Source organism: Heliorestis acidaminivorans, from assembly GCF_008933955.1.
Classification (GTDB): Bacteria; Bacillota; Desulfitobacteriia; order Heliobacteriales; family Heliobacteriaceae; genus Heliorestis; species Heliorestis acidaminivorans.
Map to the genome: position 1 here is coordinate 1 of NZ_WBXO01000001.1, position 13,666 is coordinate 13,666.

Here is a 13,666-nt window from a genome sequence, read left to right on the forward strand (position 1 = left end):
CGGAATCGGCAGACGCGCACGTTTGAGGGGCGTGTGGGTAACTCCATGAGGGTTCAAGTCCCTCCTTTCGCACCAAAATGAATTTTTGAAACCTTCTATGGCGGAAATGCTATAGAAGGTTTTTTGCGTCTTTCTATAAATTCCTAAATATTTTTTCATGAGCTATTGGCAAACTATAGCTGAGGTGAAAAAAATGATTTCTGATGAATTTTGGGTAAAAGTAAATGGTAAGTATATTGGTGCTTCTGTTATTCTAATGCTCATAGGTGCTCTGGTCTTTGGATATAGTCGTATAATTGGCCTCTTACTCCTTCTAGGTGGTGCTATCTGGCTACTCTATGAAATCGTTAAATCTAACAAAGAAAAGCCAGAGAAAGTAAAACCTGGTGATAGAGACTAAAGTAATAAAGATTCTTATAGATATCTTCTTAAATATTTCTAGAAAGAAAGCGAGTAATTTAACACTATAAGGCCGTTTCATGTTAGAATATTGAGGACTGAACAATACTATTCTTTCAAAAAAAGGTGGTGTCTTTGTGAACACAGTAATAACTTTAGTCCTCTTTTTTGCTATCTATTACCTCTTAGGTGCACTTTTCTGGTATTGGATGCGCGCTAATAAGGATGTAGATCGTAAATGGAAAGATTTAAGTACGCAATACAAAGGTCTTCTCTTTGTTGGTTGGCCGATTATATCTATTAGCACTTTTTTCTTTAAAATGAAAGAGGCCTTTAATAAAAAACCAAGCAGAAAATAGTAATTTCAAAGAATTAATTTAAGATATCAATACATAAAAAAATCGCTTACATAAAAAAACCGCTAACTTCTCCAAGAAGGAGATTGTAGCGGTTTTTTGTTATCTATCGTAGCGATGTTGAATCGTAAAGGTAAGGCCTAAAACTTTTGTTCCAGAAACTGTATACTTGTAATCATTATATACAACTTCGCTCTTCATAGTTGAAAGGTTAAAGTTGGACCCTTGTAAGCCTAATTCATCTAAGATTTGTTGACGCGATTCTTTGTCTAAACTAGTATCGGTAGAAGCAATTAATAGATTAATGAATACTAATAGATCGTCTCCACCTGGGCCTATAATAGATATGTTACGCAAAGTCCCATCATCTTTGTTGACTGTGCCCATAATTTCATAAAAATTATTGAAAGGGAAACGCACTACATCTTGTACATTACCTTCCGTTATGGCAAAAGAATCAATCTTTAAATCGTCAAATTCTAAAATGGCTGATTGGTTGAAGTTACTTTTGAACTCTTCTGTTGTAATTCCTAATGTGCGAATTGGTTCACTTGGTCGCTCTTCTTGAATTGGTGTCGTTACAGCTAACGATTCCTCAGATGTTGCAGGGCTGTTATCTTGTGGATTAATTTCGGAACTACTCGTTGCTATTAGATAGGCATAAAAAAGGACGAAGACGTAAAGAGCACCAGCTAAACCCATTTTCCAGGGTGTACCAGAGCGAAAGCCAGGAATCTTGGAAATCATAGAACTGTTTTTCTTACTACTCATCAGTGATGTCTCCTTTTATACAGAGAATACTCAATAGTTATATTACCAGAGGATTGACAAAAGAGCAAAAGAAAAAAAGCAATCGACCCTGCGATTGCTTTTTTATAAAAGTTTATTATCGCTTTTAGCGATAAACAGGATAACTAGATGTGCCGAGGATTGCAATGATGATGATCAAGATCGCCAGTGCAACGATATCATTTCCAAAGAAGCCATATGCTCCCGCTGTGCTCACTTTAATCCCTCCTCCCTTCCAATCTATAAATATCTGCAATCATTAACAGCGGCGGTCAAAAAGAAAGGGGAAGAAGGCACCAATAACGATTAATGCTATAACCAAGCCGGCGATGTTCCGAAGGCCACCGAAAAAGCCGTAAGCGTGACCCATTGTAATAGCACTCCCTTCTGCATAACTCTGTAAATGGTGGAAAGCGTTTCCACTACATGGTATGCATAACAGCGTAAGGTGTGCTTTATTAGGTCAGTTAGATTATTGCACGGGAGTATTTTCGTTGAGAATGTCTAAGGGTACATACTGGCGATGATGTTCAAAGATAAGTCTAGATATCTGAGCTATTGCACCAACAGCTTCTTGTTCATGAATATGGCTTGTTAACACTGCTAGAATGTAAGGTCTGCCTTCCAACAAGACAATTGCTGCATCATTAATTACATTGACTTGTGTTCCAATTTTATTTGCTACTTGAACTCCCTGAGGAACACCAGCAGGGATACGATCTTCAAACTTACTATTAAGAAGATGCTGTAAAATTTCTTGGCCATATTCAGGATGAAGCTCGCGAAGCACCATGACTCCTTTGAGATAAAGTCCGGCGTCACGTGCACACATTATGTTCCCCTTACCAGGGCCTAGGGGAATTATTTCGGCACCCATGAGGCGGAGGAAAAAGTAAAAGTTTTCTCTACCAACTCTTCGCATAATCATATTAGTAGCGCTATTATCACTGTACTCTATCGTGTATTGTGCCAGTTGACGAAGTGTATAAGAAGAACCTACAGCTTGAGTTTTGAGAATGCCCGTGCCTGCTTCTCTGTCTTTTTCTTCAAAGACAATCTTTTCGTCAAGATCAACACGGTCATCAAGCGCTAAAGAATAGAGAAAGAGTACAAGAGGTACTTTAATGACGCTGGCGGCGGGGAAAGATTTATCTGCATTAATCTCTAGCTTATTCCCCGTTGTAAGATCTTCAACATAGAGACCGTAAGTACCACCAAAGCGATAAAGTTGACTTTTAATTTTTTCTTCTAGCTGATTATAATTTATTGTTTCAGTTGATGCAGTTTTGTCTTCTCTTTCCTGGAAATAGACAATAAATTGTAAAGAAGAAATTTGCTGTTGCTTCCATAAATACCAGGAAGTCATGATGGTACAGGTGAGAAGAAATAATGTGCTGAGGTAGATAAAACTTTTTTTTCGCCCTCCTTTTCTTAACAGACTAGCCAATACAAACTCCTCCCTTTTTTGCTAGCCTGTCATCATCATACGGGTAGATGAACAAGAGTATGAATAATCTTAGGTAAAACCTCTAAAAGGAGAATTAAAGGGGAAGGGAGACGGCTATGTTTGTTGCCATTCATATTAAAAAGTTTCGTTCGGTTTTAATGGGACTCTTGTTAGTAACCCTCTTAGGTGGTGGGTGGTTACTGTGGAATCAAGTAGATGGGAGAGAAAGAGTTATCTACGACGAGGAGCACTGTATCTTTTGTCTTGAAGAAGATCGATTGCTCTATCCAGCTGTACCACCTCTGCAGGGAACAGATGTAGAAGAGCTACAAGAACGTCTTCAAGAGTTAGGTTATTATGAAGGTCCTGCTCATGGTATCTATGACTCCGAAACGGTAGAAGCTGTAAAAAGACTGCAAAGTTCCAAAGGTGTTGAAGTCGATGGTTATGTATCTGCCGAAACATGGCCACTAATGGAGTCACCTATGGAAGTGAGTCAATCGGCGGGCTCAAGGCCGGTGACACCACCACCGCCTGGGAAAATATCTATTCGTGCCGATATACAACAACATACGCTCTCAATTCTCTCCGATGGAGAAGTTTATATGGTTTACCCGATCTCTACAGGAAAAGCAAAAACACCCTCACCAATTGGAGACTGGAAGATCATAGAGAAACAAAAAGGTTGGGGTGGAGGCTTTGGCGGCTACTGGTTGGGCTTTAATGTACCTTGGGGACTTTATGGAATTCATGGAACTAACAAACCTTGGAGTATCGGTCATAGCCAAAGCCAAGGCTGTTTTCGAATGTTTAACGACGATGTAGGAGAGATTTACTCTTGGATTCCCGTTGGCACTATCGTGGAAGTAATTGATAATAGAACGTTCAAGTTAACTAAGAATCAATATCGCATAGGTCAAGCTGGTCAAGATATCGTATTTATCCAAAGAAAGTTAAAAGAAAAAGGTTACGATATTGGCATTAGCGATGGTAGATTTGGTCCTGCTGTGGAAAGAGCTGTAAAAGACTTACAAGAAAAAAACAATTTAAAAGCTGATGGCCTAGTCAATGAAGATATTCTAAAACTCTTAGGTCTTGAATATGAGCAAAAAAACTAAAAGGACCAACCTTATCCGAGGATATTTCTAAGAAGACTTTCTTACACTATAACTAAGAGGGGGACATGAAAGGAGGTAATTTTATGTGGGAACGCCGTGGAAAAACGGCGATTCATGACAGCGGTTTTGAATTCGGAAAACCAGGATGGTTTGCTTTTCACGCAGTGGCAATTCCTGCGGCAATGTATGTAGGTTCTATGTTGATGAAGAAAAAACAGCATCCTCATCGTTATCGTTGTTAGTTTTTAAGATTTCGGAGAACTCTACTAGCCGGGCCTTGGTCAGCCCGGTTTTTAATGCAAAAAAATCCAGCGCTAAAAGGCGCTGGCAGGGAGAGATATATCCACCAAAAAGCGGAGCAATTATAATATGACCTGTAAGCTTTATAGTTATACCTTAGTGCAAAATCAAAGGTTAAAAAAGTTGCAAATAGTGGTATAATGGTAAGGAAGGCTATGCTTGGCCATCAAGGAGTGAAAAGGCTTTTGTCAACGATACATCTTGTAACAGATAGTACGGCCTACCTTACCGAGGAAGCTATGGCTTCTTTACAAGTCCATGTAGTTTCATTAAGTGTTGTCTATGATAATGAAAGCTATCTTGATACTCAAAAAGATCATTATGAATTTGCTGAGTACCTTCGACATGCAAACCCCATACCAACAACATCGCAACCTACATTAACAGAATTTCAAGATCTTTATGATAGACTAACAATTGATGGAAGCACAGTACTATCAATCCACATATCATCAGGACTAAGTGGTACCTATCAAGTAGCTTCAATGGCTGCTCAATCCCTAAAAGATAGAAGTATTCATGTTATTGACTCTTGGTCGACCGTTGGTGGTTTGCAAATTCAAGTTGAATATTTGCGTCAATTGATTGATGCTGGTCTACCTGTAGAAGAAGTTGTATCGAAAGCCTTAGAGATGCGTGAAAAGCATAAACTGCTACTTCTTTTAGACTCCTTAGAATTTTTACATCGTGGAGGCCGGATAGGCAAAGCGCAAAGTCTTTTTGGTAGCTTACTCAGCATCAAGCCAGTGCTCTGGTTACATAACCAGGGTAAAGTAGAAGTTTATGATAAAATACGCACTCGACGCAAAGCTTACGGTAAGATCGCTGAATATGTAAAAGAGAATTGGGAGCTAATGGGACCTTTGCGAATTGCCTTATCACATATTAAGGCAGAGGCAGAAGTCAAAGAAATGCAAGCAATGATACAAAATGCTATCCCAGCGGCAAGTCCTACCATTCACTCGGCAGGATCTGTCATAGCTGTTCATACAGGACCCGGCTCTATTGCTGTGTCCTTCCAACCCTTGGAAGTTTGAAAGGAGAGTACAAAAGATGAAAGATGTTTTTCGTAAAACTATGATGGCAGGTCTTGGGGCTATTACGATCACTAAAGAAAAAGCAGAGCAACTAGCTGAAGAGCTCGTTAAAAAAGGCGAACTCAGCAAGGATGAAGCTTCTAAAATGGTTACAGAAGTTTTAGAAAAAAGCCGTGAGCAGAAGGAAGCTCTCTCTGAAACAGTAAAAACAGAATTCTCCCGTATTCGTGGAGATATGGGACTGATTACGCGTCAAGAATTTGAAGGCTTAGAAGCACGTATTGCTGTTATTGAAGAGAAGCTTGGCATAATTAGAGAAGTAGAAGTTATTGACCAAGTAGTAGAAGAAAATCAAGAACCTCAAGAACCTCAAGAACCTTCAGAAGCTCAAGCAGAAGGTAAATAAAAGGAGCCAGACCTTATGCCTACCTATGATTTTGAATGTAAAAATTGCAGTCATGCCTTCTCAGAATTAACACCCTACCATAGTCGAGATCAAGTAGCTTGTCCTAACTGTGGCACCAAAGGAGCTACAATAAAAATAACTACTTTTTTTGTTGGCAAATCACAAAGCAGTCGCTGTGATACAGGCGGATGCAGTAGTAAAGCATCTCCTTCAGCCTGTCCTGGAGCCCTTGCTGGTGGTTGCCCAGGCATGAGGTAAGGGTTCGAGAAAAGAACTAGAAAATAGCTAACGTAAGCCGGTGAAAGCATTCAATGCTCTCACCGGTTTTTTCATTCATAGGATGAATAACGACGCATATATATTCATAGTAAGGCGGGACAAGGGTTAGGAGGGACGAGTAGCATGATAAGGACTCGCACGAGTAGAGCAGTAAAAATATTTGTCTTTTTTCTTGTATTATTCATGTTAAACAGTTCCGCACTATGGGCACAAGAACAGGCCCTGCAAGAACGTGCACAAAAACCTGTAAAACATGTCATGATCCTGGTCATGTCAGGTGTTAGCAGAGATAGTCACTTAAAAACATATACACCAACCTTCCACGATCTATCCAGAATAGGTGTCAAATTTGATGAAGCAATAGGTGTATACCCACCGAACAATCCGTCGGCGCTTGTATCACTAGCTACAGGTGCTACTCCTCATCGTCACGGTCTTGTCAAGCCACTGCAAAAACTAACTGCAGAATCAATCTTTCATGTCATGCTCAGTCATGGACGAAAAACTATGATTGTAGCTACTGATGATAGTGCTGTTGAACCACTTTCCTCAGGCTTCAATGAGAAAGTAATAAATAATAAAAAGAATGATGTAGAGATAACAGATCAAGCACTAGAAGCATGGAAAAAGAGCAAACCTTTCGCAACTATGGTTTTATACACTAGTCCAGCTCTAACAGGAAAGCAAGAAGGTGTTGATAGCCCTGAGTATCTTAAAGCAATAACAGATACAGATCATCAGATAGGTCGATGGCTAAACATGTTTCAAGAAGAAGGCATCTTTGAAGATACACTGTGGATCATTACATCTGATCATGCTTTACTAAGACCGGGAACAAGTATAGACAAAAAAGTAGAAGCTGAAATGATTTTGCCTCTTGTCATGGCAGGACCAAAAGTAAAAATGAACGTAACTTTACCTCCCGTAAGAACTATTGATATAGCTCACACTATTACACATTTATCTGGACTAACAGAGCCAGCACAGTCAGAAGGAGATGTTATCTGGAATGCTCTATTACCAACACAGGATATTACAGAAGAAGCCTACTACGAGCTCAGAGTAAGAGACTTAAGCTTACAAGTTCTCGATTTATCAAAAAGTGCTTATCAACTTGCAGAAGACAAATTAACCATAGATGATCGAGTTGAGAGCTTACAAAAACAAAAGCAGGAGATAGAGATTTTTACAGCTGAAAAAGAAGATGTTATAGAATCCTTAGAGAAGAAAGTTCTTTATCAGCGTTACCTCATTGGAGGCATAGTACTTTTGGCTTGCATAGGCTTTTTTATTGAATATCTAGTTTTAAGAAAGAAATTTCTTATGTTTTAACTAAGCTATAAGAATGAAAACTAAGCTATAAAAAGGAAAAGCCCTTTCGATTGCTTTATGCTGAACCGAGAGGGCTTTTTCTTCTTAATTATCCAGGGAGATTACTAACCTACTTGATCATGAAGTTTTTTTCTCAAATTATCAACATTAGAAGAAAAAAGCTCAAGTTTACTCTTTTCTTGGTCTTTCGAATAGTGTCCAGACTCTAAATCAAGAGTAACAATTAACTTAGCATAAAAAAGTTTTTCTTCTATCGTCATATTACGAGTACGAAAATATCTATCTACTCGTGATAAGATCTGATGTTCTAATTGAGAAAGCTCAACCTTTTTATTCATAACAGACACCCCTCTGATATATCATAAATCGCACTCTAAGAATATATGCCAAAAAGTAAATTACTAGAACTGGTCTATCTAAAAAACAAATTGCATAAATTTTACAGTAAGTAGGACAAGCAAGAACCTTGAAAGGAGGAAGCTCATGATTACGGAAGACCAGCGTCATTTAGAGCAACAAATTTTACGTCTATTAGATCAGATTATTGATGAAGCTAGCCAAGTTAGTATGATGGTTGGCCCCTATCGTGATGAGAGATTTGTAGAAGGCGCGCGAATGATGGAACAACTCGTAACACTATGTGAAATACTTGTAGAGGGTCGAAAAGAGTATGTTGAGCCAACACTGCGTCAATTATTACAACAAAAATTACCGCAACCCAAAATATTAAGAAGTTTTGGTGAGTTTCAAAATACTTTAGAAGAATACGTAAAAGTAGGTTTAGAGCGAAGAGAAAAAGATTGGGAACGATCTCAAGAAGTTCAAATACCTGCTTTAATAAATCAAAACAGAACTCCACATATTGAAGAAATAGTTGCCACAGAATCTATAGATAATGAGAAATATCGGGAGAAAGATATAGAAGAATATGAAATAGATACAAAGCCAGAGCCTGTTGAAGAAGAGAAAGTAATCTTAAAAAAAGAGAAAAAAGTAGTAGAAGATTATAGTGAAGCAATATTAATGAGAACCTTGCAGGAAATATATCCCACTTGCGAAATCGTTGCAGGAAGCCCTCCAGGTACAACAGGTATTACAGCTTACGTACCTGCCAAAGGGTTTGCCATTGTTTGTACTTCCTCTCCTCGTCGATCAGGTCGCAGGGAATACAACTGTCGTCAACTAGGTCTTCAAGTAGTTTATATTGCTCATACAGACTTACACAGTCCTAACAGATTAAAAAGAAGTATCATGCGCTCTAGACTACGTTAGTACAGGTACTATTGTTAAGAAATAGCTGAAGTCTTGATCTTTTGTAACAAGCCGTGTACAATACGAATAAAATTGGATTTGAATAAGAAAAGCAATGATGGGGAAGAGTACTTATCAAACCTGCTAGATAGCGAACCGGAGATGGTGGAAGCCGGGCTAACAGAGGTAAGGAAAGCCGCCCTAGAGCTGTGACCTGAACAGTTTTACTAAGTAGGGAAACCGGTAACCACCGTTATAGGTAGATATGAGCAGATTAGTCTTTTGGACTAATAAGTAGGGTGGTACCGCGTTGGCAGAGCCTTCGTCCCTTAGTGGGGACGGGGCTTTTTTAATTTTTTTTAACCTAGGAAGGAAAAAGGAGTGTTTATTGTGTGTCTAACAGAGAAAAAAAGGATTCTTGAAATATTACAGAAGGATTGTAGACTTTCTATCGAGCAAATTGCTCTAATGCTTGGCTTAGAAAGCAAGCAAGTAGAAAAAGCAATTCAAGAACTCGAAGAAGAAAGGGTTATTCTAAAATATGCGGCCTTAATCAATTGGGAGAAAATAGAGGATGAAGTCGTTACTGCTATGATCGATGTCAAAGTAGTCCCCCAAAGAGATGTCGGTTTTGATCAAGTAGCCGAACGAATCTATCGATATCCGGAAGTAAAGTCCCTATGCCTAATGTCAGGTGGTTACGATCTCTCGGTGCTTATTGAAGGGAAGTCAATGAAGCAAGTTGCTTTGTTTGTAGCAGAAAAACTTGCTGTTTTGGAGCATGTGCAATCTACAGCCACACATTTTGTCTTAAAGAAATACAAGAGTGATGGTGTAATTTTTGAAGATCAAGCAGAAGATCATCGATTGAAGGTGAGTCCATAATCATGAGAACAGCTAGAGAATATGTCAATCCAGTAATTGAGAACCTGCCACCTTCTGGCATTCGACGCTTTTTTGATCTTGTGGCTAACACCAAAGGCGTTATTTCACTAGGCGTTGGCGAACCTGATTTTGTCACTCCCTGGCACATTCGAGAAGCCTGTTTTTATGGTCTAGAACGAGGGTATACCATGTATACCTCTAACTTTGGAATGCCTGAACTTCGCAAAGAGATTAGTAGCTTTGTGGAGAAAAATTATGAAGTTGCCTATGAGCCTCTAGAAGAAACATTAGTTACCGTAGGTGCTTCTGAAGCTGTTGATCTTGCTATGAGAGCCTTATTAGTAGCAGGGGAAGAAGTCTTAGTACCTGAACCTTGCTATGTTTCTTATGCTCCCACAGTAACCATGGCAGGTGGCATACCCATACAAGTTCCTACTTATGTGGAAGATGATTTTCAGTTAACTAGCAAAGCTTTAGAAGCTAAGGTTACGGATAAAACGAAACTTCTTGTGCTATGTTATCCAAATAACCCTACTGGTGCTATCATGGCTCGTGATGAACTTTTGGAAATTGCACGCTTTGTAGAAAAGCATGATTTACTAGTCTTAGCTGATGAAATTTATGCAGACATGACATATGAAGGGAAGCACCAGTGCTTTGCCGCCTTGCCTGGTATGAGAGATAGAACAATTTTAATTAATGGATTTTCAAAAAATTATGCTATGACTGGATGGCGTATAGGTTATGCTTGTGGTCATGCCGAATTCATAGCTCAAATGACTAAAATTCATCAGTACACCATACTTTGTGCACCAATAATGGGACAAATGGCAGCACTAGAGGCACTAAAAAATGGCCAAAGTGAAAAAGAACGTATGCTTATAGAATATGATCAGCGTCGTCGCTTTGTGGTAGGTAGATTTAACCAGATTGGATTACATTGCTTTACACCTCGTGGCGCTTTTTACGCCTTCCCTTCAATAAAAGCTACAGGCTTAACTAGTGAAGAGTTTTGCGAGAAATTACTTAAAGAAGAGCAAGTTGCAGTTGTCCCTGGCAATGCTTTCGGCACTAGTGGTGAAGGCTTTATACGGGTCTCCTATGCTTCTTCCATGGCCAATCTAACAGCCGCTTTAGATAGAATAGAAGCTTTTGTACAACGTTATAAAGGTTAGAATTTAAAGAACTTTCCTGAATAGGCAAGGACATCCGTTGGTTACATTATCAATGGAGGTGAGTCTTATGACACATATTATCAATGATGACTGTGTCAATTGCGGTGCCTGTGCACCTGAATGTCCTGTTAATGCCATTAGTGAAGGTCCTGATAAGTATCACATTGATCCAGAAACTTGTATAGACTGTGGTGCTTGTGTAGATGTTTGCCCAGTAGATGCACCTAGGCCAGAATAATAATCTAAAGAAGAACAATATGGAATTAAAAAGTCTCCCGTCAGCTTTATTTCTGACGGGAGACTTTTTATTCTTTTTTTCTCTTATGTTATAATGACTAACAGGGTTATGAAGATAGGAGAGAATCGGCTTGGCTGTTGAGAATAATAGTATGGGATTAAGAAATTTACCTGCTGTTCATCAAGTACTAGGAAGAATTGGCGCAGATAAGCTGCTTCAGGATATAGACCATAGCCAAGCTGTGAAAATAATACAAGGCTATCTAGAAAAAGTCAGAAGCGATCTAATAGAAGGAAAAGTAAATAATCAAGATAAGGAACAATGGCTCAACGATATATGTAGCGACCTTAAGAACATCTTGCTACAGAGAAAAGAGCGACAATTTCGCAGAGTAATTAATGGAACAGGTGTAATCTTACACACTAATTTAGGCAGAGCACCGTTAGCAGAGGAGGCTCTTTCTGCTATTGTGGAAGTTGCTCAAGGCTACTCAAACCTAGAGTTTGATATAACATCAGGGAAGAGAGGAAAACGCTATGACCATGTTCGCACCTTGCTTCGGGAACTTACTGGAGCAGAAGATGCCTTAGTAGTTAACAATAACGCAGCAGCTATCCTCTTAGTACTTTCTTCGCTAGCCAAAAATAGAGAAGTAATTATCTCACGAGGCGAACTTGTAGAAATTGGCGGCTCTTTCCGTGTGCCCGATGTAATGGCTCAAAGTGGCGCTATAATGATAGAAGTAGGAACAACAAATAAAACAAAGTTAAGGGACTATCAAGAGGCTGTAACAGAAGCAACAGCTCTTTTATTAAAAGTTCATCCTAGTAATTATAAAGTTATCGGCTTTACCGAATCAGTAGAGCGAAGCGAGCTAGTCAAGTGGTCTCACAGTCAAGGAATACCTGTTGTTGAAGACCTAGGTAGCGGAGTGTTTTTCAACCAAAGCGGTCAAGGCGACTTTTTTGGAGAACCGACTGTACAAAAGGTGGTAGCTTCCAATGTAGACGTTGTTACTTTTAGTGGTGATAAGCTTCTTGGAGGTCCACAAGCTGGAATTATTGTAGGTCGCAAAAAGTTAATAGATAAAATTGCCCAACATCCACTGACAAGAGCATTACGAGTAGACAAGCTGACCTTAGCGGCCTTAGAAGCCACCTTAAAACTCTATGCAGAGCCAGAAAAAGCCAAAAAAGGAATACCAACCTTATATTCTATTTATCGCTCCCTCGATGAGCTAGAAAAAAGAGCCCAAGCAGTAGCAAAGATAGTAAGAGATTTTGATGCTACTTGGAAGATTGAGGTAGAAGCAGGAAATTCTCAAATCGGTGGCGGTTCTTTGCCAGAGCTTGCTTTACCATCTAGGATATTACGAATAACATCAGATCATAAGAGTACCTATCAATTATCTGAGACACTTAGAGCCCTTAAAGTTCCAATCATAGGAAGATTGCATGATAAAGCTTTTTGTATAGATATGAGAACCATTGGAGAGACAGAAGAAAAAGAGCTATGCAAGATGTTACAACTGGCCTTTGAGAAAATGGAAAGTTGTCAGAAGGAGGGAACTAATAATGGTTGAAAGCTTCATACAATTAACAGCTTTATCGAGCAAAGCTGGCTGAGCGGCCAAAATAGGTCCAGCGGACCTGGCCCAGGTTCTGGGTCACTTACCAGTTGCTCCAAAAGATCCGAATATACTCGTAGGTTTAGAATACAGTGACGATGCAGGAGTCTACAAACTTAACGATGAGACAGCTTTAATACAGACTCTAGATTTCTTTACCCCAATTGTCGATGACCCTTATCAGTTTGGACAAATCGCTGCTGCTAATGCTCTATCTGATGTTTATGCTATGGGTGGAAAGCCCCTCACGGCTATGAACATTGTTGGCTTTCCAACACAGACATTACCACTTGCTGTTTTGGGAGAAATTCTGCGAGGTGGTTCTGAGAAAGTACAAGAAGCTGGTGCTGTTTTACTAGGTGGTCATTCTATACAAGATAAAGAACCTAAGTATGGCCTTGCTGTGACAGGCATCGTTAATCCCAAAAAGATTTGGACTAATGGTGGAGCACGCCAAGGAGATGTACTTATCCTAACCAAGCCCTTAGGTATTGGCATCATAGCAACGGCAATTAAGAATGGTAAGGCCTCTGAAGCGGCCCAGGATAAAGCAATTCAAGTGATGTCAACATTGAACAAAAAAGCTTGTGAGATTCTGCAACCTTTCGATGTAGGTGCATGCACCGATGTTACAGGCTTTGGTCTGCTAGGGCACAGCCTAGAGATCGCTAGAGCTTCAAAATGTACGCTAGAACTTTACGCAGGTAATATTCCGGTTATACAAGAAGCATGGGATTATGCCTTAGCCGGCTATGTGCCTGGGGGTAGCAAATGCAACTTAGAAGTTGCCAAAAAAGCTTGTCATCTATCACCACAACTAGTACCTCAGGTCGGCTTAATCTTAGCAGATGCGATAACTTCAGGTGGTTTACTTGTAACAGTACCACAGGAACAGGTGCAAGAAGTTTTATTAGCTCTTCATCAAGGTGGGGTTCTAGAAGCAAGTCCTATTGGATTTGTTATAGAAGGAGAACCAGGGACAGTAATTGTAACGCAATAAGCCCTTACTTTGGGAAGGAAGGGAATA

The 13,666-nt window shown here is 39.5% G+C and carries 17 protein-coding genes and 1 other annotated feature; of the genes, 14 read left to right on the forward strand and 3 right to left on the reverse strand.

The window, feature by feature from the left end:
- Positions 1 to 193 precede the first annotated feature (193 nt).
- Together F9B85_RS00005 and F9B85_RS00010 are read left to right on the forward strand one after the other, a co-directional pair.
- Positions 194 to 400, forward strand: coding sequence for a hypothetical protein (locus tag F9B85_RS00005; protein ID WP_151617571.1), 207 nt, complete (start codon positions 194 to 196; stop codon positions 398 to 400).
- A 136-nt stretch (positions 401 to 536) separates the two neighbouring features.
- Complete coding sequence (locus F9B85_RS00010; protein ID WP_151617572.1) at positions 537 to 758, forward strand: hypothetical protein; 222 nt, start codon at positions 537 to 539, stop codon at positions 756 to 758.
- 99 nt (positions 759 to 857) lie between these two features.
- Here the strand turns inward: F9B85_RS00010 and F9B85_RS00015 are convergent, their stop codons facing one another.
- Positions 858 to 1,526 (reverse strand): hypothetical protein, encoded by a 669-nt coding sequence (locus F9B85_RS00015; protein WP_151617573.1) that lies wholly within the window; start codon positions 1,524 to 1,526, stop codon positions 858 to 860.
- 490 nt (positions 1,527 to 2,016) lie between these two features.
- Complete coding sequence (locus F9B85_RS00020) at positions 2,017 to 2,991, reverse strand: serine hydrolase (RefSeq protein WP_151617574.1); 975 nt, start codon at positions 2,989 to 2,991, stop codon at positions 2,017 to 2,019.
- A 116-nt stretch (positions 2,992 to 3,107) separates the two neighbouring features.
- Between F9B85_RS00020 and F9B85_RS00025 the strand changes: the two genes are divergently transcribed.
- The 6 genes from F9B85_RS00025 to F9B85_RS00045 all read left to right on the forward strand — a co-directional run bounded on the left by F9B85_RS00025 (position 3,108) and on the right by F9B85_RS00045 (position 7,463).
- Positions 3,108 to 4,109, forward strand: coding sequence for a L,D-transpeptidase family protein (locus F9B85_RS00025; RefSeq protein WP_151617575.1), 1,002 nt, complete (start codon positions 3,108 to 3,110; stop codon positions 4,107 to 4,109).
- Positions 4,110 to 4,192: 83 nt separating this feature from the next.
- The gene (locus F9B85_RS14245) at positions 4,193 to 4,351 is read left to right on the forward strand and encodes a hypothetical protein (RefSeq protein WP_170270041.1); all 159 of its coding nucleotides are present in this window, start codon (positions 4,193 to 4,195) and stop codon (positions 4,349 to 4,351) included.
- Positions 4,352 to 4,594: 243 nt separating this feature from the next.
- Complete coding sequence (locus F9B85_RS00030) at positions 4,595 to 5,446, forward strand: DegV family protein (protein WP_170270042.1); 852 nt, start codon at positions 4,595 to 4,597, stop codon at positions 5,444 to 5,446.
- 16 nt (positions 5,447 to 5,462) lie between these two features.
- On the forward strand, positions 5,463 to 5,852 hold the full coding sequence (locus F9B85_RS00035; RefSeq protein WP_151617577.1) for a phasin family protein: 390 nt from the start codon (positions 5,463 to 5,465) through the stop codon (positions 5,850 to 5,852).
- 15 nt (positions 5,853 to 5,867) lie between these two features.
- Positions 5,868 to 6,110 carry an FmdB family zinc ribbon protein gene (locus F9B85_RS00040; protein ID WP_151617578.1) on the forward strand — a complete coding sequence of 81 codons (243 nt, stop codon included), beginning with the start codon at positions 5,868 to 5,870 and terminating at the stop codon, positions 6,108 to 6,110.
- A 144-nt stretch (positions 6,111 to 6,254) separates the two neighbouring features.
- Positions 6,255 to 7,463, forward strand: a complete 1,209-nt coding sequence (locus F9B85_RS00045) for an alkaline phosphatase family protein (protein ID WP_151617579.1) — start codon at positions 6,255 to 6,257, stop codon at positions 7,461 to 7,463.
- 104 nt (positions 7,464 to 7,567) lie between these two features.
- Here the strand turns inward: F9B85_RS00045 and F9B85_RS00050 are convergent, their stop codons facing one another.
- A complete protein-coding gene (locus F9B85_RS00050) occupies positions 7,568 to 7,801 on the reverse strand; it encodes a hypothetical protein (RefSeq protein WP_151617580.1) in 234 nt (77 codons plus the stop codon).
- A 145-nt stretch (positions 7,802 to 7,946) separates the two neighbouring features.
- Here F9B85_RS00050 and F9B85_RS00055 point away from each other — a divergent pair, with 145 nt between their 5' ends.
- From F9B85_RS00055 to selD, 6 genes are all read left to right on the forward strand, one after another.
- Entirely contained in the window at positions 7,947 to 8,735 is a 789-nt protein-coding gene (locus F9B85_RS00055) for a hypothetical protein (RefSeq protein ID WP_151617581.1), read from the forward strand.
- Between the two features lie 85 nt (positions 8,736 to 8,820).
- Positions 8,821 to 9,047: a binding site (T-box leader), on the forward strand.
- Between the two features lie 57 nt (positions 9,048 to 9,104).
- Positions 9,105 to 9,599, forward strand: coding sequence for an Lrp/AsnC family transcriptional regulator (locus tag F9B85_RS00060; protein ID WP_151618295.1), 495 nt, complete (start codon positions 9,105 to 9,107; stop codon positions 9,597 to 9,599).
- 2 nt (positions 9,600 to 9,601) lie between these two features.
- A complete protein-coding gene (locus tag F9B85_RS00065; RefSeq protein ID WP_151617582.1) occupies positions 9,602 to 10,774 on the forward strand; it encodes an aminotransferase class I/II-fold pyridoxal phosphate-dependent enzyme in 1,173 nt (390 codons plus the stop codon).
- A gap of 67 nt (positions 10,775 to 10,841) precedes the next feature.
- A complete protein-coding gene (locus tag F9B85_RS00070) occupies positions 10,842 to 11,012 on the forward strand; it encodes a DUF362 domain-containing protein (protein WP_151617583.1) in 171 nt (56 codons plus the stop codon).
- A gap of 130 nt (positions 11,013 to 11,142) precedes the next feature.
- Positions 11,143 to 12,594, forward strand: coding sequence for an L-seryl-tRNA(Sec) selenium transferase (selA, locus tag F9B85_RS00075; protein WP_151617584.1), 1,452 nt, complete (start codon positions 11,143 to 11,145; stop codon positions 12,592 to 12,594).
- Positions 12,587 to 13,639 carry a selenide, water dikinase SelD gene (selD, locus tag F9B85_RS00080; RefSeq protein WP_151617585.1) on the forward strand — a complete coding sequence of 351 codons (1,053 nt, stop codon included), beginning with the start codon at positions 12,587 to 12,589 and terminating at the stop codon, positions 13,637 to 13,639. Before selA ends, selD begins: the two co-directional genes overlap by 8 nt.
- Positions 13,640 to 13,666 lie beyond the last annotated feature (27 nt).